This window comes from Gordonia sp. NPDC003425, assembly GCF_053588635.1.
Map to the genome: position 1 here is coordinate 148,810 of NZ_JBSFQI010000005.1, position 19,715 is coordinate 168,524.

A 19,715-nucleotide genomic window follows, 5' to 3' on the forward strand; every position below is an offset into this window, starting at 1 on the left:
GCCGGGCAGGCCCATCAGGCACCGAGATAGGCGTTCTCCACGCGCGAGACATCCGCCGCGAGTTCGGCGGCATCGGCTCTCATACGGATCTCTCCGTGCACCAATACAAGTGCACGGTCGGCGACCTCGAGAGCGAGACGGACATGCTGTTCCACCAGCAACACCGACATGCCCGCGTCGGTGGCCACCTCCCGCAGCACGGTCAGGATGGATTCGACCACCACCGGTGCCAAACCCATGCTCAGTTCGTCGATCGCCAGCACCTTGGGGTGCTGGACGAGCGCTCGCGAGATGGCGAGCATCTGCTGTTCTCCGCCGGAAAGCGCTCCGGCCTTCACCTTTCGGCGATCGCCCAGTGCCGGGAAGCGATGCACTGCCTCATCGACGGCAGCGGCGGACGCACCCCGACGACGGGCATGCACCGCCAGCCGCAGATTCTGCTCCACCGTGAGGTTGCGGAACAGTGCGCGATCATCGGGAACCAGTACGAATCCGGCTCGCACCGCGGCCCGGGGATCGCCCGACTTCAGATCGGCACCCCCGATCGCGACCCGGCCGCTCACCCTGGCCAGAAAGCCGGCGATCGTTTCGAGCAAGGTGGTCTTCCCGGCACCGTTGGGACCGAGAATCGTCACCACTTCGCCCTCGTCGATGTCGAGGTCGACGTCGCGCACGCACGGGTTCGTCCGTCCATGGCCGGCGTGAAGTCCACGGCATTCGAGCATGGTCACGAGATCGACTCCTCTTCAGGCTCAACTGAGCCGAGGTAGGCGCTGACGACCTGCGCATCACGTCTGATCTCCGCCGGAGTGCCGGTGGCGATGACCGCACCGAGATCGAGCACGATCACCCGGTCGCAGTAGTTGAGAACCAGATCCATGTCATGGTCGATCAGCAGCGTGGCAATTCCCAACGACCGCATTGCGACGAGACGCTCACCCAACCACTGGCTCTCACCCGTGTCGAGACCCGCGGCCGGTTCGTCGAGCAAGGCCACCCGCGGCCGGCCCGCCAGCATCCGTGCCACCGATACGAGCTGACGTTGCCCTTGCGAGATATCGGATGCCGCCACGTCGGCAAAACGTTCTATCTCCAAGAGACGTAATACCGAATCGACGACATCCGCGGCATCGCTCCCAGCGTGAATCGCACCGGCAGTGACGTTCTCACGAACGGATAACTCGTCGTAGAGTTCGATGTCCTGGAAGGTCCGCCCGAGTCCCGCCCGGCTACGTCGGTGTGGTGACATGGCGTCGATCACGTTGTCGCCGAGCATTACCCGACCGCGGGACGGCACAAATCCGCTGATAGCGTCGACCAGAGTGGTCTTACCTGCGCCGTTGGGACCGATAAGGCCCACGATCTCCCCGGGATTCACGGTGAAACTCACATGGTCGACCGCACGAACGGATCCGTAGCGCACAGAGATGTCGTCAAACGTGAGCGACGCCGTGTCCGTCGAGGCCTCGGCAGCCGGAGCCAGTACCTTCGACAGACCCGCATCGGATCCCGAAAGCGTCGCTACCGCCACACTCCTGCGGGACGGCAGCAACCGCAACGGGATTCGGTGAATGTAGCCGACGAGACCGTCCGGGCTGGTCACCACCACGACGACCAGCAACAGACCGCTGGCCAACAGGTAGTAGTCGCCGAAGCCTGCGTACCTGTCGCTCAGGAAGTACAGCACGCCACCCGGCGCCATCACACCGGCGAGTAGCCCTCCCGATATCGATGTGACACCGGCCACGTAGAACACGGCGAACAACCCGATCCCGGCGAAGACCGAATACGTGCCCGCAGTGGCGACGGTCTGCTGATAGGCGAGCAGCGCCCCGCCGAGCCCGGCGATGAACGACGCGATCGCGAACGCGAAGACTTTCGTGCGGCCCACGTTGGTCCCCGATGCCGCCGCCGACCTCTCGTTGTCACGGACCGCCAGCATCGCCGCGCCGAGGCGACCGCGGCGCAGGAGCGCCACCCCCACACCGACGAGAACGAGGATGACAACGCACATAGCGCCGAAGGCGAACCGCGGATAGCCCTCGCCCGCGCCGATTCCGAAGTCGATGCCGAAAAGAGTCGGTCGCGCGATAGGTGCTCCCTGAAGTCCGCCGTTGAGACTCGGATTACGGAACCAGAAAGCCTCCAGGAACACTGCCAGCGCCAGCGTCACCACCATGAGCGGAAGCCCGCGCACACGAAGGGCGGGCAGACCCACCACGATCCCGATGACCGCCGCGGCACCGGCCGCCAGCAACGGTGCAAGCGGAAACGGTACACCCAGGCCGTCACCCACCCTGCTGAGCGCGAAGGCGCCGGCGCCGGCCAATGACAGCTGAGCGAGCGAAACCTGCCCCGCGTATCCGGTGACCACCACCTGAGACAATGCGATGATCGCGAAGATGATGGTCATGATCACCGCGAGGCGTACGCTCCCGCTGGTCGCGAGTAGGGCCAGGACACCGACCGCGAGGCCCGCAAGCGCCGCCCACGTAACATGACGTGGCCGCGGGGAGCGGCCGAGCACCCGCCGGGTAACCGCTCCCCGGCCGGGAAGTGGCTGGCCCCGAACGAGAAGAAACACCACGATGAGCAGCAGCGGAACCGCTTCGGCCACACCGGCTTGCGGAAACCAGTTGACGGTCGACTGCAGGTTCGCCGCCTCTGACTGGAGCATGCCGATCACGTATCCGGCCACCACGGTGACCGCGATGCTCGTGAAGTTGCCCACCAGTGCGGCCGCCAGCGCGGGCACGATGAACATCGTGTACGCCACCGGGTTGAGCGGAACGATCGGCGCGATCAGTATCCCACCCACCGCTGCGGTCGCCGATGAGAGCGCCCAGTTGCTCACCGCGATGCGATCCGGCGAGAGTCCCGACAGCACCGCCCCCTTCTCGGACTCGGCCGCGGCCTCGGTGGCGAGGCCGAAACGCGAATAGCGCAACACCAGTCCGGCGCACAACGCCAGTCCGGCCACGGCCACCGCGAGCCACAGCCGATCGGTGGAGATCGCGCCGCCGCCAATGCGTAGTGCCCGGGTCACGAAAATCGGTCCGACGGTCGGGCTCTGATCGCCGATTCGCAAACTGATCAGCGCCTGCAGTACCAGCATCACGCCGATTGCCGCCACCGCCTTGGCCAAGACCGGTGCCCGGCGCAACGGCCGGAACACCGCCAGATAGAGCACGACACCCACAACTGCGGCCAGCATCACCGACAACGCCATGGCCGGCAGCACAGCCCAATTCCCACCGAGGTCGACGGTTGCGTCGAACCCGGGAATCGGATTCAGCAGTTGACCCTGGCGCAGATAGGCGTAGGTGTACGCGGCGAAGAGCGCGACCGCCCCGGTGGCGAAGTTGACGACCCCGGAGCTCTTGAAGGTCATCACCAGCGCCAGGCCCAGCGCGGCGTACACCGCACCGTTGCCCAGCCCGAGCAAGAGGAACGTCACATGCTGCGTCACGGGTTGTGATCAGCCTGCGTTGATCACGGTCGTGTTCGTCAGTGTCGCGGTGTCGGTCACGTCACTCATGAGAATCGCCTTGCTGCACAACGCCGTCAGCTGAGGAAACGCGCTTCCGTTGCAGGTGAAGGTGATGCCAGGCGCGGCAGCGAGCGGCACGTTCTTCGCCGTTGCGTACGCGGTCGCGATCTGTTCGGCCGACACCTGCCCGGCAGGCAACGTCTTGCCCACCCCGGCCAGCGACATGACCACCTGATACCCGATGTACGCCAGTCCGGCGGGATCGGTGCCCGGCGCATACTGGGCCATCACACTCCGGTACTGCGTCACCGTCGGGTCGGTGTTGTTGAGTGCGACGGTGGTGAATGCCTTCGAGCCGGTTAGGGCCTGATTACCGACCGCCTGAACCACCGCCTTGTCGATGCAGCTCGCGACGAGGTATTTGGTGACGGTCGGCGCCACGGTCTGCAACGCCTTGAGTGCGCTGATGCACTGGGTGCCGTCGGCCAGCAGCGACACCGCGCCGGGCTTGTTCGCCATCGCCGCCGTGATCTGGGCCGTCGGGTCGGCGGTACTCGCCGGAACGGTGACCACGTCGAATCCGACGCCGGCGCGCTGGAACATCGGTGCGCCGAGCGCCTTGATGGATGCGGCGGCATCGCCGGAGTCGCCGACGATCACGGTGACACTCTTGATGCCGGCCTTTGCGGCGGCGGCGGCCTGCCCCGCCATGACCGACACGATGCCACCGGTCAGCATGAACGAACCCGGTGCGGCCATCTCTGCCTGCGTCACCGGCGCCTGCGCAATGTAGGGGATCTTGGCGCCGGTGATAATCGGGACCAGCACGCTTCCCTGCCCGCCCGCCGGGCTCATCACCGCAGACACCTTTTGTTCTACGAGTTGGTTGGCGCACTTGGTCGCCGACGCCGGATCCTCCTGCTGCTTACAGACGATCAGGTTGACCTTGTGCCCGGCGACTCCACCTGCGTTGTTGTTCAGATAGTCCGCCGCGGCCTGGCCCCCCTCGCGCAGTGCGGGAATCGAGATGGCGCCGCCCTCACCGGTGATGAACCCGATGTTGATCGGCTCACCTGTCGCCGCATTGGACGGGAGCGCCGACGTCGGACCGGACGAGTTCGATCCCGAGTCGCTGCTTGCGCAAGCCGTCATCCCGGCCATCGAAAGCAGGCCCACGGCAGCCATGACAGCGGTGGATCGCGCGGCGCGAATGACTGATGCTGATTGTTTCAATGTGACCCTCACTGACGAGGCGACAGCATCATTGAACATCGTCTGACCTGCCGCGATACCTGGTGGAGCACCTAACTGTAAGCATTACAGTATGGCGTTCAGTGAGCAGACTAGCGTGACCTGGGTCACCACGTGTGTGAATAGTGAAAACACATCACGCGGTGTGGGAGGCGACGATGTCGGAGCCATCTCGTGACGTAGAGTCGGCCGAACGAGGTAGGGCATGGCCCCGCGCCGCCGTACCAGGCGCAGACCCACAGATGCGAGGGGATGGATGGTGAAGACCGACACGTCGTCGACCTCGGGTTCACGACGGCCTCGAAACTCGATCACACCCGACGAGATCGTCAGTGGGGCATTCGAACTCGCCAACGAGGTCTCCCTCACCGAGTTCAGCATGCCCATGCTGGCAAAACACCTCGACGTGGGACTGACCAGCATCTACTGGCACTTCCGCAAGAAGGAAGACCTTCTCGATGCGATGACGGCGCGCGCGAACCGGGAGTATCACGCGGCCACCCCGTTTCTCGGTGCCGAAACGTGGCAGGACGCGTTGCGCCGCCACTTCCGCCGTATGCATCAGACCTTTCGCCAGCAACCGGTCTTGGTGGAGCTCACCCTGCTACGGGCCCGGGCCCGTCCACTCGAACGCGAGTCGGTCGACGCCACCGCCGACAAACTCCACTCGATGATCACTGCCATGGTCGCGGCCGGATTCACCCCGACCGACGCCGTGACGGTGTATTACTCACTCCTGGCCCACGTCTGCGGGGCCGCCATGCTCGAACAGCAGGGAGTATTCGCCACCGGCGACGACACCGATCCGAGTCGACCCGACGACAGCATGAGACCCTCGGCCCGCCTCAGTCGTGCACTCTCGGCCAGAGGACACGACATCGTGGACGTGGACGAGACCACCTTCGACTTCACCTTCGAGGCGATCATCTCCCGCGCCGAGACCATGACCGGACGATGACTCGTTCTACGGGCTCACGGCGGTAGCGTGGACGCGTGACCGACGACGCGCACGACGCCACCCCGGTACCGTTCTCCGTGGACGAGGCCAGGCGGGTACGAGAGCTCTGGCAGTCGCTCGGTGTGCCGGGGATGATCGACGTCCACACCCACTTCATGCCGCGCTCGGTCATGGACAAGGTGTGGGCCTACTTCGATTCCGTCGGACCCCTCGTCGGCCGCGAATGGCCGATCACCTATCGGGCCGACGAGGATGTGCGCGTCGCCGGACTCCAGGCATTCGGGGTGCGCGCCTACTCGTCGATGATCTATCCGCACAAGCCCGACATGGCGGAATGGCTGAACGGGTGGGCCACCGATTTCGCGGCGCACCATCCCGACTGCCTGCACACGGCGACCTTCTATCCCGAGCCGGACGCACCGGCGTATGTGGCCCGCGCCATCGCGGGCGGAACGCGAATCTTCAAGTCGCACATCCAAGTCGGTGACTTCTCGCCGCTCGATCCGCTCCTCGACGGGGTGTGGTCTCAGATCGCCGACTCCCGGGTACCGGTAGTGATCCACTGCGGTTCCGGGCCCGCGCCCGGCCGGTTCACCGGGCCGGAACCGATCACCGCTCTGCTGCAGCGCTTTCCGTCGCTCCCGCTGATCGTGGCGCACATGGGCATGCCCGAATACGGCGAGTTCCTCGATCTCGCCGAACAATTCGAGAACGTACGCCTCGACACCACGATGGCGTTCACCGACTTCAGCGAGGCCGGGATGCCGTTCCCCGAAGACCGTCGCGGTCAGCTCGCCGACCTCGGCGCCAAGATCCTGTTCGGCAGCGACTTCCCGAACATCCCGTACCCCTACCACGACGCGATAGCCGCCCTGATCCGACTCGACCTCGGCGACGACTGGCTGCGAGGCGTGCTCCACCACAACGCCGCCGCGCTGTTCTCGGTCGGGGATTGAGCGCTCAGCCGCGCGCGGCGATCCTCGCCTGCACCTCCGGGCGACGCAGCGGTGGCACGGTCTTGGGCGGCTGACGACGCTCGGGAAGCTGGTCGAGCAGCACCCGGGTGGTGGCGGCCACCGCGGCGACCGCGGCCTCGAAGGCCTCGGTACTGGTCGCCGAGGGATGCCGGATGCCGCTCACCTTGCGGATGTACTGGCGCGCGGCCGCCTCGACCTCCTCTTCGGTGGCTGCGGGCTCGAGCCCGCGCAACTCGGTGATGTTTCGGCACATGGATGTACCCCTCTGGGTCGGACGAACCGCACCGGCGGCGGCGGCGTGGTCACACCGCTCCCACCACGATCCGCGCGTATCCCGTGCGCGTCAATCAGCGGCAGCGGCCGCGCCACCCCATACCGCCACCACACCGTCGACCACCACACCGTCTCAGTTCGGCCGCCGCGGATCGGGTGCGGGGTCGGGTCCGTCGGACTCGTCGATCGTCTTGTTGGCCATGCCCTCGCCGAAGTCCTTACCGTATCCGCTGATGTCGCGGCCGAGTCCGGGGTGCCGGCGGACGAACTGGTCGAACGCGTCCTTGTGTGCCGCGATCTCGTTCCAGTCGGGATTGCCCGCGGCGTCGAAGAAGTGGTAGGTCGTGCCACCGTCGGCCCGGCATGCCACCCGGGCGTCAGGCCGTCACCTGCGCACTCACCAGTACTCAGTCGGCGATGTGAACGACGGCCTTACCCAGGACTCTGCCCTCGGCCAGGTCGGTCAGCGCGGTGGGCAGGTCGGCCAGCGGGTAGGTGACATTCACCGGTGGCCGCATCCCGGCAGCGATCATCTCGGTGAGCTCCTCGTGCAGCAGTGCGGGCACGTCGGGATGGGTGCGGACGTACTCGCCCCACGCGGCGCCGACGATCGAGATGTTGCGGAACAGCACCCGGTTGAGTTTGACCGTCGGGATACCACCCGCGGCGAATCCGATCACCACGTAGCGCCCGTCGGGTGCCACCTGCCGTAACGCCTCGTCGAAGACGTGTCCGCCGACCGGATCGATCATCACGTCGACCCCTTCGGGCGCGAATTCGCGCAGCCGATCGCCCCAATCGTCGCCGAGTTGGACGACGTGGTCGGCCCCGAGGTCGCGCAGCATCTGCTCGGCACCGGTGCGATGCACGATCGCGACCACCTGTGCGCCCATTGCCTTGGCCACCAGGATCGAGGCCACGCCCACGCCGCCGGCGGCGCCGAGTACGCCGACGATCTCGCCCGGACCGGTGTGCGCGCGCAGTTTGAGCGCGAAGAGTGCGGTCTGGAAGTTGATGCCCATCGCAGCGCCCTGATCGAACGTCAGTCCGTCGGGCAGCGGCAACAGTTGTTCGGGGGAGGCGGCCACCCGCTCGGCGAAACCGCCCACGATCGACGCGACGAGCACCTTGTCGCCGGGCTGCACCGACGAGAACTCGGGCGCGTCGCGCACCACCCCGGCCACCTCGGTGCCCGGGGTGAACGGTGTGGGGATGCGGAGCTGATACTTGCCCTGACTCATCAGCAGGTCGGGAAAGCAGATTCCGCACGACTTGATGTCGACGACCACCTGGCCGTCGGCGGGGACGGGATCGGGAACGTCGGACAGTTGCAACGCCTGGGGACCGGTCTCTGCGGTGAGCACCTGAGCTTTCATGCGCACAACCCTACGCGGACCGAGCGATCGCACGGTTAGGATCAGGGGCATGTCCGCACCCTCGGCGCCCCGGCCGGCCTCTGCTCCGTCCGACGCGCGGCAGAAGGTGGCCGGCGAGACACCCGGCTTCATGCCGCTCGACGAGGCCCAAACGCTGTTCGAGATCGCCGGAGAGTATCTGTCCCAACCTGATTCGACGGGCATCGGCATCGAGATCGGCACCTACTGCGGCAAGTCGACGGTGTTCCTCGGCGCGGCGGCCGAGCCGCTGGGCGCCACCATCGTGACCGTCGACCATCACCGTGGTTCCGAAGAGCATCAGCCCGGCTGGGAGTATCACGACTCCACACTGGTCGATCCGCACACCGGCACCCTCGACACCTCCGCGCGGTTCCGGCGCACCATGTTCGACGCCGGATTGGAGGGTACGGTGATCGGTGTGCTCGCACCGTCGACGGTGGCCGCGCGTGTGTGGGGTTCGCCCGCCGACTTCGTGTTCATCGACGGCGGACACAGCATGGCCGCCGCCCAGAACGACCTCGACGGCTGGGCTCCCTGGGTTCGTATCGGCGGTGCACTGATGATCCACGACGTGTTCCCCGATCCCGCCGACGGCGGCCGCCCGCCGTACGAAATCTATTGTCAGGCAACGAATACCGGGCAGTTCACCGAGGTGCGGGCGGAAGGTTCGCTGCGGGTGCTGCGACGCGACTCGGGCGTGCCCGGCGAACCGCTTCCCTCGGCCTGACGCCGCTGCGGCTTCCTCACACACCCGCACACCCGCGGGTGAGCACACCGTGACCGATAGGTCACGTCACGAAAACTTCTCGCAACAGCAGTTGCCTAATGTCGGTTTCGCACGGGTCGCGCCACCGTCCGCCGCGGCCTCACAGCTCCCCCACCACGAAAGCGCCGACACATGAGCTATGTCTACACCCGTAAACACCACATCACCGGATGGGATCCGGAGGACCGCGAGGCCTGGGACAGCGGTGGTGCACAGATCGCCAAACGCAACCTGACCTGGTCGATCATCTGTGAGCACATCGGCTTCTCGATCTGGTCGTTGTTCTCGGTGATGGTGCTGTTCATGTCGCCGGAATACGGCATCAGCCTGGGCCAGAAGTTCACCATCACCGCGACGGCGACCTTCGTCGGCGCCTGCCTGCGGATCCCTTACACCCAGGCCACCGCCAAGTTCGGCGGCCGCAACTGGGCCGTCTTCTCCGCGATCGTGCTGCTCATCCCCACCAGCCTGGTGATGATGTTGATGATGAATCCGGGGAAGTTCGGATTCGGCTGGTTCCTGTTCGTCGCGGCACTCACCGGCCTCGGCGGCGGCAACTTCGCGTCGTCGATGACCAACATCAACGCGTTCTATCCGCATCGGCTGAAGGGCTGGGCGCTGGGACTCAACGCCGGCGGCGGCAACATCGGCGTTCCGGTGATCCAGTTGATCGGTCTGCTGGTGATCTGGCTGGCCCCCGGTAGCCCGGAGATCGTGTGCGCGATCTACCTGGTGCTGCTGGCGCTCGCCGGGATCGGCGCGTCGTTCTACATGGACAACCTCGACCATCAGACCGCCAGTTACCGATCGATGGTCGACTGCCTGAAGTACCGCGACACCTGGTTGATCTCGCTGCTCTACATCGGCACCTTCGGCTCGTTCATCGGTTTCAGCTTCGCGTTCTCCCAGGTCCTGCAGATCAGTTTCAAGTCGTCCGGCTCGGCCACCCCCGCACTGGCCGCCGCGCAGATCGCCTGGATCGGCCCGCTGCTCGGATCGATCTCGCGTCCCTACGGCGGCAAGCTCGCCGATCGCTTCGGTGGCGGCCGGATCACCCTGATGTGCTTCGCCGGGATGATCGCGTCGTCGACGATCCTGGTGATCGCCGGTATGGTCGCCGACGGCCACCCGAACAACAAGATCGAGTCGCCGCAGCTCATCGCGTTCGTCGTCGGATTCATCCTGCTGTTCCTGATCTCCGGCATCGCCAACGGATCGGTCTACAAGATCATCCCCACCGTCTTCGAGCACAAGGCCCGCAACATGCCCGGCCTCACCGGAATGGGCAAGGTGATCTGGTCGCGCAAGATGTCGGGCGCCCTCATCGGTATCGCAGGTGCCGTCGGCGCGCTGGGCGGCGTGGGTATCAACTTGGTGCTGCGATCGAGCTACAAGGCGAATCAGTCTGCCACAGCGGCGTTCTGGGTGTTCCTCGGATTCTATGTGCTGGCCGCGGTGATCACCTGGTACTTCTACGCTCGCCGCGAGATCGTGCTGCACGACACCACCACCGACGTCGCCGTGCCCGCCGAGACCGCCGGGAGCGAGCCCGCGAGCACCGACAGCGGTGACTCCACTTCGGAGGCTCGCGTATGACCACCTCGACGACACCGCGCCCGACGACCGTGGTCATCGGCCACGGCATGGTCGGTCACCGATTCGTCCAGGAACTACGGGAACGCGACGCCGACAACAGGTTCCATGTGGTCGTGCTCAGCGAGGAACCGATCGCCGCCTATGATCGCGTGGGCCTGTCGGGCTACGTGGGATCGTGGGACCCCGCGACGATGGCCCTGGCCGGCAACGCCTACCCCGACGACGACCTCGTCGAGGTGCGGCTCGGCGAGTCGGCCGTCGCCATCGATCGTGAGGCACGGTGCGTCACCACCTCATCCGGTGACCGGATCGGTTACGACGCACTGGTTCTGGCGACGGGTTCCTACCCGTTCGTGCCGCCGGTGGAGGGCAAGGACAATCCGCGCAGCTTCGTCTACCGCACCCTGGCCGATCTCGACGCCATCCGGGCGGCGGCCGAGGCCGCCGGCCCCGGTGCGCCCGGCGTGGTGGTGGGTGGCGGACTGCTCGGCCTCGAGGCCGCCAACGCCCTGCGGCTGCTCGGCATGACACCGCACATCGTGGAGTTCGCGCCGCGGCTGATGCCGCTGCAGGTCGACGAGGGCGGCGGTGCCCTACTGGCCTCGCTGGTCGGCGACCTCGGGCTGCACGTGCACACCGGGGTCTCGACCACTGCGATCGCCGACTCCGGCTCCGATTCGGCTCCGCTCGCGGTCACCCTGTCCGACGGCATCGTCCTCGACGCGGCACTGGTCGTGTTCTCCGCCGGGGTGCGCCCGCAGGACGCACTCGGTCGCGAGTGCGGTCTCGACATCGGCGAGCGCGGTGGAATCATCACCGATACCGGTTGTCGCACCAGTGATCCCGCGATCTGGGCGATCGGCGAGGTGGCCGCGGTCGAGGGGCGCTGCTACGGACTCGTGGCACCGGGCTACGCGATGGCCGAGATCGCCGCCGACGGCGTCCTCGGCGTCGGCGACACCCTGTTCCCCGGCGCCGACATGTCCACCAAACTCAAGTTGCTCGGCGTGGACGTCGCGAGTTTCGGCGACGCGATGGGCGTCACCGAGAACGCACTCGAGATCGTCTACTCCGACCCGGTGGCCGGCACCTACAAGAAGCTCGTGCTCTCCGACGACGCGTCGACTCTTCTCGGCGGCATCCTGGTGGGCGATGCGGACGCCTACGCGATGCTCAAACCGATGGTGGGACGTGAGATCCCGGGCGACCCGTCCGCGATGATCGCGCCCGCCGCCGGGGAGGGCGGTGGGATCGGTCTGTCCGCGCTCCCCGACGACGCCGAGATCTGTTCGTGCAACGCCGTTTCCAAGGGAACGATCTGCGGCGCGATCGCCGATGGCGCGTGCAGTGTCGCCGAGATCAAGAAGTGCACGTCGGCCGGCACCACGTGCGGCGGCTGTGTGCCCTCGATCACCCGGCTGCTCGCCGATTCCGGTGTGGAGTTGTCCACGGCGCTGTGCGCGCACTTCACCCAGTCGCGCGCCGAACTGTTCTCCATCGTCGCGGCGACGGGTATCCGGACGTTCTCCGAACTGATCTCCCGGTTCGGCACCGGACAGGGCTGCGAGATATGCAAACCGACCGTGGCGTCGATCCTGGCATCCACCTCGAGCGACCACATCCTCGACGGTGAGCAGGCCGCACTGCAGGACACCAACGATCACTTCCTGGCCAACCTGCAACGCAACGGCACCTACTCGGTGGTGCCGCGGATGCCCGGCGGCGAGGTCACCGGGGACCAACTGATCGTGATCGGTCAGATCGCCAAGGATTTCGGGCTCTACACCAAGGTGACCGGCGGCCAGCGCATCGACATGTTCGGCGCCCGCGTCGAACAGCTTCCGCAGATCTGGCGTCGCCTCGTCGACGCCGGGATGGAGTCCGGCCACGCCTACGGCAAGAGCCTGCGCACCGTGAAGAGCTGCGTCGGTTCGAGCTGGTGCCGCTACGGGGTGCAGGATTCGGTGGCGATGGCGGTGCGGCTCGAACATCGGTATCGCGGCCTGCGGTCGCCGCACAAACTCAAACTGGGCGTGTCGGGGTGCGCCCGGGAGTGCGCCGAGGCGCGCGGCAAGGACGTCGGCGTGATCGCGACCGAGCACGGCTGGAACCTGTATGTCGGCGGCAACGGAGGCCAAAGCCCCAAGCACGCCCAGCTGCTGGCGTCGGGCATCGACGACGACACGCTGATCCGCTACATCGACCGGTATCTCATGTTCTATATCCGCACCGCGGACCGGCTGCAACGCACCGCACCGTGGCAGGAGAGCTTCACCGGAGGACTCGATCGGTTGCGAGAGATCGTGTGTGACGACATCCTGGGTATAGCGGGAGACCTCGAAGCCGCCGTCGCCCGACATGTCGACGGCTATCGCGACGAGTGGGCCGCCGTCCTCGACGATGAGGACAAGCTCCGGCGGTTCGTCTCCTTCGTCAACGCCCCGGATACACCCGACCCGACCATCGCGTTCGACGATTCGTCCGGCCGCAAGGTGCCGGTGTTGCTCGGCTCGCCCACCTTCGGTTCCTCCGCTGCGCCCCAGGAGGCCACATCATGACCGCACTCGACGACGCACCCACAACCCAGCGCGGCGCGTGGGTGCGCGTGTGCAGACTCGACGACCTCACGGTGGGCCGCGGGGTGGCCGCTCTCGTCGGCGCCACCCAGGTCGCGGTGTTCCGGCTGTCGGCCGATGCGGCCGACCCACGGTTGCGCGCGGTGGACAACATCGACCCGTTCGGCCGCGCGGCAGTCATCTCGCGCGGCATCGTCGGCGACCGAAACGGTGTGCCGACGGTCGCCTCACCGCTGCTCAAGCAGGTGTTCTCACTCGAGAGCGGGGAATGCCTCGACGACGAGACGGTGGCGCTGAACACCTATCCGGTTCGGGTGGTCGACGGAGTCGTCGAGGTGTGCGCCAACCGATGACTCACTCCGCCTCCTCCACCGCGCCGACCGCGAATGTGGAGAAGACACTCACCGGATTCACCATCGGGGTGACCGCAGCCCGGCGCGCCGACGAGTTCGCGGCGCTGTTGGAGCGCCGTGGCGCCGAGGTGCTGCACGCACCGGCGATCCGCATCATCCCCCTCGTCGACGACGACGAACTCGAACGTTCCACCGAGTCGGTACTCAAGGACCCGCCCGACATCTTTGTCGCGACCACCGGTATCGGTTTCCGCGGCTGGGTGGAGGCCGCCGACGGTTGGGGGCTCGCCGACCATCTCGTCGAGACACTCGGCGGGGTGCGACTGCTCGCCCGCGGCCCCAAGGCCAAGGGAGCCATCCGTGCCGCGGGCCTGCGCGAGCAGTGGTCGCCGCCGAGCGAATCGTCGAGTGAGCTGATCCGCGAGTTGCTCGACGAGGGCGTCGCTGGCCGTCGGGTGGCGGTGCAACTGCACGGCGCCACCACCGACTGGGAGCCGCTGCCCGATCTGTGCGAGGTGCTCCGCGAGGCCGGTGCCGAGGTGATCCCCGTGCCCGTCTACCGGTGGGTTCCGCCGCAGGACACCGAACCGATGAACCGCATGATCACCGCGGTGGTCGATCACGACCTCGACGCCATCACCTTCACCAGCGCACCGGCGGTGGCCTCGATGCTCGGGCAGGCCAACCACATGGGGGCACTCGAGTTGTTGCTGCACGCGATGCGCACCGCGGTGCCGGCCATGTGCGTGGGCAACGTGACGGCCGGCCCGCTGCACGCCCTGCAGGTGCCCACCCTGCAACCCACCCGCTTCCGATTGGGAGCACTGGTGCGGCTGATCGCCGAGGAGTTGCCCCGGCGCGCACTCACGCTGCGGGTGGCCGGCCACGACGTGGGTTTCCGCGCCGCCGGCGTGGTGGTCGACGGTGACCACCGTCCGGTCACCGGAGCGAGTATGGCCCTGCTGCGGGTGCTGACGCGCGTTCCCGGACAGGTGATCTCGCGCCAGTCCATGCTCGACGAACTGCCCGGCGGCGGCTCCGACACGCACGCGGTGGAGATGGCGGTCACGAGACTGCGCTCCGCCCTGGGGGATTCGAAGATGATCCAGACCGTGGTGAAACGCGGGTACCGCCTGGCGGTGGACCTCGAATACGACGAGAACGATATCGATGACAACTGACCCCGCATTCACCACCGGCCCTGCACGCATCGACGACCGGGAACCGGCTCGCCGGCAGCCGTTGCTGGTGGCGCACGGTACCCGCTCCGCGCACGGCGTTCGGACCGTCGGCCGCATCGCCGACCAGCTCAGCGCGCTGATCGGCCCCACCCGCACCGCGTTTGTCGACGTGCTGGGGCCGAGCCCGAGCGAGGCGCTGAGCGCAGACACCGCCGCCTCGGTGGTGTTGCCGGCGTTCCTGGCCGCGGGCTATCACGTGCGCCGCGACATTCCCGAGCATGTCGCCGGCAGTGGCCACCCGGACGTGTCGGTGGCACGCAACCTCGGACCGGACCCCGTCCTCGCGGAGATCGTGATCGACCGGCTCCGTGCCGCGGGGTACCACGACGGCGACGCCGTGGTGCTGGCGGCGGCCGGGTCGTCGGATCCGAATGCGCGTGCCGACGTCCAGGTTGCGGCGCAACTGGTGGCCGAGCGCCTCCACGTCGAGGTTCCCGTCGGCTATATCGCGACCGGGCAACCGCACATCGCCGACGTGGTCCGGGCCACCCGCCGCCGGGGTCGGAGACTGTTCATCGCGTCATATCTCCTGGCTCCCGGTCTCTTTCACGACCGGCTGGCGGGTTGCGGCGCCGACGGTGTGGGCGCGCCGCTCGGTGCCGATCCCCGCATCGCCGCGCTCATCGCGACGCGGTATGTGCACGCGGTCACCGATGCCGTGCTGCGCTCGGCGGTGCCCGCGCGGCGTCCGACGGTGCCCGCGCGATGACCGACACCGTGAACACCCTGTGCGCCTACTGCGGAGTGGGCTGCGGCATGGTGCTCCACCTCGCCGACGATCCCGCCACCGGTCGGCGGCGGGTCACGAAAACCGTTGGCCGCAAGGATCATCCGACGAACTTCGGACGCCTGTGCACCAAGGGTTCGACCACCGTGGATCTGCTCGGCGCGTCGGGCCGGATGGAGAAGGCATCCCTGCGCCGCAGCCGTGACGAACCGCGGGAGTCCGTGGACGTGACGACGGCCATCGACTATGCCGCCGAACGGATGCGCGCGATCGCCGACGAGCACGGCCCCGACTCGGTGGCCCTGTACGTGTCGGGGCAGATGTCGCTGGAGTCGCAGTACCTGTCCACCAAACTCGCGAAGGGGTTTCTGCGCACCACCCACATCGAGTCGAACTCGCGGCTGTGCATGGCCAGCGCGGGCACCGGGTACAAGCAGAGTCTCGGCGCCGACGGGCCCCCGGGGTCGTACCAGGATTTCGACCACGCCGACCTGTTCGTGCTGATCGGATCGAACATGGCCGACTGCCACCCGATCCTGTTCCTGCGCATGATGGAACGCGTCAAGGCGGGGGCGACTCTGATCGTCGTCGATCCGCGGCGGACCGCGACCGCGGCCAAGGCCGACCTGTTTCTGCAGATCGCGCCCGGCACCGACCTCGCGCTGCTCAACGGCCTGCTGCATCTGCTCGTCGAATCCGGTTCGGTCGATGAGGATTTCATCGCCGATCACACCGAGGGCTGGGAACAGATGCCCGAGTTCCTGGCCGACTACCCACCCGCCGAGGTCAGTCGCATCACCGGCCTGCCCGAATCCGACATCCGGCGCACCGCCGAACTCATCGCCGGTGCCGACAACTGGATGAGCTGCTGGACGATGGGACTCAACCAGAGCACGCACGGCACCTGGCACACCAACGCGATCTGCAATCTGCACCTGGCCACCGGCGCGATCTGCCGGGTGGGCAGCGGACCGTTCTCGCTGACCGGACAGCCCAACGCGATGGGCGGACGCGAGATGGGATACATGGGTCCGGGCCTGCCCGGCCAACGCAGCGTGGCATCCGCCGACGACCGCGCGTTCGTGGAACAGAAATGGGGGCTGCCGGCGGACACCATCCGCACCGATGTGGGGCCCGGCACCATCGCCATGTTCGACGAGATGCGCAGCGGAGCGATCCGCGCCTGCTGGATCATCTGCACCAATCCCGTGGCAAGCGTGGCGAATCGGTCGACGGTGATCGAAGCGCTCGAGCGATGCGAGCTGGTGATCGTGCAGGACGTCTTCGCCGACAACGAGACGATGGCCTACGCCGACGTGAGCCTGCCGGCGGCGCTGTGGACCGAATCCGACGGGGTGATGGTCAACTCCGAGCGCAACCTGACGCTGTTCGAGCGCGCGGTGGACCCGCCGGGGGACGCCCTGGCCGACTGGGAACTGCTCGCTCGGATCGGTTCTCGCATGGGGTATCCCGAGGCGTTCGACTACGGCTGCGCCGAGGACGTCTTCGCCGAGATCCGCGAGTTCTGGAATCCGGCAACCGGATACGATCTGCGCGGCGCGAGCTACGAGCGGCTGCGCACCACACCGCTGCAGTGGCCGTGCCCGCCGGACGACGACGCCGACCGGCACCCGGTGCGCTACCTCAACGACGGTCGCAGCCAGCGCAAACTGATCGGTGCGGACGGCACCGAACCGGACTTCGTCTTCGCCACCGGAAGCGGGCGGGCGGTGTTCCATGCGCGACCGGCCCTGCCGCCCGACGAGCTTCCCGACGACGCATTCCCGTTCGTGCTCAACACCGGCCGGCTGGCCCATCAATGGCACACCATGACGAAGACCGCGCGCGTGGCCAAACTGATGAAGCTCAACCCGGATCCGTTCATCGAGATCCACCCCGACGATGCCGCGCACGCACAGATCTCCGCCGGCGACCGGGTGTGCGTCGCGTCGCGACGCGGCAGCGCGATCCTGCCCGCGGTGGTGACCGACCGTGTGCGCCCGGGCAACTGCTTCGCCCCGTTCCACTGGAGCGACATGTTCGGCGAGGATCTCGCCATCAACGCGGTGACCAACGACGCCGTCGACCCCACCTCCCTGCAACCGGAGTTCAAGGCGTGTGCGGTGTCGCTGACCCGTGTCGGCCCTGCCCCGGTGCCGAGTACACGGGCCGCGGAGTCCCCGCCCGTTTCGTCGCTCGCCGGTTCGTCGTTGGCCTCGACGCTCGGAGTGACGGAGTCGTTCGCACCGCCGGTCCTCGAGGCCGCCGAGCAGCGTTACCTCGCAGGTCTGCTCGCCGGATTGGACAGCGAGGTGTCCCTGCCGGGCACTCCCGTCCTTCCCACCGGTGCGCCGCTGCGCGCGGAGGTGGCACAGTGGGTCGCGGGCGTGCTGGCCGGCGCGTTCGCCCGGGTGGGCGACGACGGTGGCGCCGGCACGACGGACGCCACGTCCGGTGCCGCGCAGACCGTCGAGATCTTGTGGGCATCACAGACCGGCACCGTGGAGGACTACGCACCCACCGTGGTGGAACGGTTGCACGACAACGGGATCGACGCCCGCATCCGATCCCTCGACGACGCCGGTCCGGACGCACTGCGATCGGCGGGCACCGCACTGGTGTTGACCTCGACCACCGGCGACGGAGATCCGCCCGACAATGCCGCGGAGCTGTGGGAGTCGCTCAGCGCCGACGATGCGCCCACACTCGACGGATTGCAGTATGCGGTACTCGCGTTCGGCGACCCCTCCTACGACGAGTTCTGCGGATTCGGACGCAAACTCGACGCGCGGCTCGCCGAGCTCGGCGCCACCCGCCTGCTCGACCGCGTGGACTGCGACACCGACTACACCGCTGCCGCAGCCGGATGGGTCACATCGGTCACGTCCACGCTGGCCGATGCCGGGGCGGCCGGCAGCGCAGGCAACGGCACCGCAGGCACCGGCACCCGCGATGCACCCACCGACCCGGCCACCCGGGCATACGGCCGGTCGAACCCGTTGCCGAGCAGGCTGATCCGCAACGAGCGGCTCAACGGTCCGGGTTCGATCAAGGACGTCCGTCGCTTTGGCTTCGCCCTCCCGCCGGACACCCTCGGCTACGAGGTGGGCGACTCACTCGGCGTGTGGCCGCGCAACAGCCCACTGCTGGTCGACGCCTTCCTCGAGGCCACCGGCATCGACGGCGACACCGAAGCGGGACTCGGCGGTGACTCGATCTCGCTGCGCGAGGCCGCGCGGACGCGACTCGAGATCGCCAGGATCACCCCGTCGGTCCTCGAATTCGTCTGCGCCCGATCGGGGTCGGAGGATCTGAGTATGCTGCTGGCGCCGGACAACAAGCAGGCCCTCGACAAATGGCTGTGGGGTAGGCAGATCCCCGATCTGCTCACCGCCCACCCCATCCGGGCGAGCGTGGACGACTGGCTCTCGGTGCTCTCACCGCTCGCGCCGCGTCAGTACTCGATCTCGTCGAGCCCGCTGGAGAATCCGGACGAGGTGCAGCTCACGGTGTCGGCGGTCCGCTACAACGTGCACGGCATCCCGCGTCACGGCGTGTGCTCGACCTATCTGGCCGATCACGCTGCCGACGACGACATCGGGATCTGGGTGCAACGCGCCGCCCACTTCGCTCCGCCCGACGATCCGGACACACCGATGATCATGGTGGGCCCGGGTACCGGGATCGCGCCGTTCCGCGGTTTCCTGCACCATCGTCGCGCCCTGGGCCACCGCGGGCGCAACTGGTTGTTCTTCGGAGAACAGCACGCCGAGACCGACTTCTACTACCGCGACGAACTCGAGGAGATGCTCGCCGAGGGCACATTGACCCGCCTCGACGTCGCCTTCTCCCGCGACCAGCCGTCGAAGATCTACGTGCAGGACCGGATGATGGAGCACGGCGCGCAGATCTGGTCGTGGCTGCGCGACGGTGCGCATTTCTACGTGTGCGGTGACCGTAACCGGATGGCGCGCGATGTGGACGCCGCGCTCACCCGGATCGTCGCCGAACACGGCAAGTTGTCGGGACCCAGCGCCGAGTCCTACGTCAAATCCCTGGCCGCCGACAAGCGTTACGTCCGTGACGTCTACTGACCGACCCCTCGATGAA

At 67.3% G+C, this 19,715-nt stretch carries 15 protein-coding genes; 9 read left to right on the top strand and 6 right to left on the bottom strand.

The features are described from left to right. Positions 1-14: 14 nt before the first annotated feature. The 3 genes from ACWDTD_RS08395 to ACWDTD_RS08405 are packed head-to-tail and all read right to left on the bottom strand — an operon-like array spanning position 15 to position 4,675. Complete coding sequence (locus ACWDTD_RS08395; protein WP_449746636.1) at positions 15-731, bottom strand: ABC transporter ATP-binding protein; 717 nt, start codon at positions 729-731, stop codon at positions 15-17. Then, positions 728-3,469 carry an ABC transporter permease subunit gene (locus ACWDTD_RS08400; RefSeq protein ID WP_449746637.1) on the bottom strand — a complete coding sequence of 914 codons (2,742 nt, stop codon included), beginning with the start codon at positions 3,467-3,469 and terminating at the stop codon, positions 728-730. The genes ACWDTD_RS08395 and ACWDTD_RS08400 overlap by 4 nt, the downstream gene beginning before the upstream one ends. A gap of 9 nt (positions 3,470-3,478) precedes the next feature. Next, on the bottom strand, positions 3,479-4,675 hold the full coding sequence (locus tag ACWDTD_RS08405) for an ABC transporter substrate-binding protein (protein ID WP_449746638.1): 1,197 nt from the start codon (positions 4,673-4,675) through the stop codon (positions 3,479-3,481). Between the two features lie 322 nt (positions 4,676-4,997). Here ACWDTD_RS08405 and ACWDTD_RS08410 point away from each other — a divergent pair, with 322 nt between their 5' ends. Next, positions 4,998-5,699: a TetR family transcriptional regulator gene (locus ACWDTD_RS08410; protein WP_449746639.1), complete on the top strand. Its 702-nt coding sequence runs from the start codon at positions 4,998-5,000 to the stop codon at positions 5,697-5,699. A 35-nt stretch (positions 5,700-5,734) separates the two neighbouring features. Continuing rightward, the gene (locus tag ACWDTD_RS08415) at positions 5,735-6,655 is read left to right on the top strand and encodes an amidohydrolase family protein (RefSeq protein ID WP_449746640.1); all 921 of its coding nucleotides are present in this window, start codon (positions 5,735-5,737) and stop codon (positions 6,653-6,655) included. A gap of 4 nt (positions 6,656-6,659) precedes the next feature. On the opposite strand, the gene ACWDTD_RS08420 is transcribed toward ACWDTD_RS08415, so the two are convergent. The 3 genes from ACWDTD_RS08420 to ACWDTD_RS08430 all read right to left on the bottom strand — a co-directional run bounded on the left by ACWDTD_RS08420 (position 6,660) and on the right by ACWDTD_RS08430 (position 8,325). After that, on the bottom strand, positions 6,660-6,929 hold the full coding sequence (locus tag ACWDTD_RS08420; protein WP_449746641.1) for a DUF2277 family protein: 270 nt from the start codon (positions 6,927-6,929) through the stop codon (positions 6,660-6,662). A 153-nt stretch (positions 6,930-7,082) separates the two neighbouring features. After that, positions 7,083-7,319 (bottom strand): hypothetical protein, encoded by a 237-nt coding sequence (locus ACWDTD_RS08425; RefSeq protein WP_449746642.1) that lies wholly within the window; start codon positions 7,317-7,319, stop codon positions 7,083-7,085. A 37-nt stretch (positions 7,320-7,356) separates the two neighbouring features. Then, a complete protein-coding gene (locus ACWDTD_RS08430; RefSeq protein ID WP_449746643.1) occupies positions 7,357-8,325 on the bottom strand; it encodes an NADPH:quinone oxidoreductase family protein in 969 nt (322 codons plus the stop codon). 49 nt (positions 8,326-8,374) lie between these two features. Here ACWDTD_RS08430 and ACWDTD_RS08435 point away from each other — a divergent pair, with 49 nt between their 5' ends. The 7 genes from ACWDTD_RS08435 to ACWDTD_RS08465 all read left to right on the top strand — a co-directional run bounded on the left by ACWDTD_RS08435 (position 8,375) and on the right by ACWDTD_RS08465 (position 19,699). Then, a complete protein-coding gene (locus ACWDTD_RS08435) occupies positions 8,375-9,073 on the top strand; it encodes a class I SAM-dependent methyltransferase (RefSeq protein WP_449746644.1) in 699 nt (232 codons plus the stop codon). Positions 9,074-9,244: 171 nt separating this feature from the next. Then, complete coding sequence (locus ACWDTD_RS08440; protein ID WP_449746645.1) at positions 9,245-10,708, top strand: nitrate/nitrite transporter; 1,464 nt, start codon at positions 9,245-9,247, stop codon at positions 10,706-10,708. Continuing rightward, on the top strand, positions 10,705-13,266 hold the full coding sequence (gene nirB / locus ACWDTD_RS08445) for a nitrite reductase large subunit NirB (protein ID WP_449746646.1): 2,562 nt from the start codon (positions 10,705-10,707) through the stop codon (positions 13,264-13,266). The genes ACWDTD_RS08440 and nirB overlap by 4 nt, the downstream gene beginning before the upstream one ends. After that, positions 13,263-13,637 (top strand): nitrite reductase small subunit NirD, encoded by a 375-nt coding sequence (gene nirD, locus ACWDTD_RS08450; RefSeq protein ID WP_449746647.1) that lies wholly within the window; start codon positions 13,263-13,265, stop codon positions 13,635-13,637. Before nirB ends, nirD begins: the two co-directional genes overlap by 4 nt. Continuing rightward, positions 13,634-14,818 carry a uroporphyrinogen-III synthase gene (locus tag ACWDTD_RS08455; RefSeq protein WP_449746648.1) on the top strand — a complete coding sequence of 395 codons (1,185 nt, stop codon included), beginning with the start codon at positions 13,634-13,636 and terminating at the stop codon, positions 14,816-14,818. The genes nirD and ACWDTD_RS08455 overlap by 4 nt, the downstream gene beginning before the upstream one ends. Before the next feature lie 67 nt (positions 14,819-14,885). Next, complete coding sequence (locus ACWDTD_RS08460; protein WP_449746763.1) at positions 14,886-15,587, top strand: sirohydrochlorin chelatase; 702 nt, start codon at positions 14,886-14,888, stop codon at positions 15,585-15,587. Beyond that, positions 15,584-19,699, top strand: coding sequence for a molybdopterin-dependent oxidoreductase (locus ACWDTD_RS08465; RefSeq protein WP_449746649.1), 4,116 nt, complete (start codon positions 15,584-15,586; stop codon positions 19,697-19,699). Before ACWDTD_RS08460 ends, ACWDTD_RS08465 begins: the two co-directional genes overlap by 4 nt. Positions 19,700-19,715: the final 16 nt, after the last annotated feature.

Excerpts from the sequence above, each read along its gene's own strand:
- ACWDTD_RS08465 (WP_449746649.1), top strand. The coding sequence starts at position 15,584 with ATGACCGACACCGTGAACACCCTGTGCGCCTACTGCGGAGTGGGCTGC.
- nirB (WP_449746646.1), top strand. The coding sequence starts at position 10,705 with ATGACCACCTCGACGACACCGCGCCCGACGACCGTGGTCATCGGCCAC.
- nirD (WP_449746647.1), top strand. The coding sequence starts at position 13,263 with ATGACCGCACTCGACGACGCACCCACAACCCAGCGCGGCGCGTGGGTG.
- ACWDTD_RS08440 (WP_449746645.1), top strand. The coding sequence starts at position 9,245 with ATGAGCTATGTCTACACCCGTAAACACCACATCACCGGATGGGATCCG.
- ACWDTD_RS08410 (WP_449746639.1), top strand. The coding sequence starts at position 4,998 with ATGGTGAAGACCGACACGTCGTCGACCTCGGGTTCACGACGGCCTCGA.
- ACWDTD_RS08420 (WP_449746641.1), bottom strand. The coding sequence starts at position 6,929 with ATGTGCCGAAACATCACCGAGTTGCGCGGGCTCGAGCCCGCAGCCACC.
- ACWDTD_RS08405 (WP_449746638.1), bottom strand. The coding sequence starts at position 4,675 with ATGGCTGCCGTGGGCCTGCTTTCGATGGCCGGGATGACGGCTTGCGCA.
- ACWDTD_RS08435 (WP_449746644.1), top strand. The coding sequence starts at position 8,375 with ATGTCCGCACCCTCGGCGCCCCGGCCGGCCTCTGCTCCGTCCGACGCG.
- ACWDTD_RS08430 (WP_449746643.1), bottom strand. The coding sequence starts at position 8,325 with ATGAAAGCTCAGGTGCTCACCGCAGAGACCGGTCCCCAGGCGTTGCAA.
- ACWDTD_RS08455 (WP_449746648.1), top strand. The coding sequence starts at position 13,634 with ATGACTCACTCCGCCTCCTCCACCGCGCCGACCGCGAATGTGGAGAAG.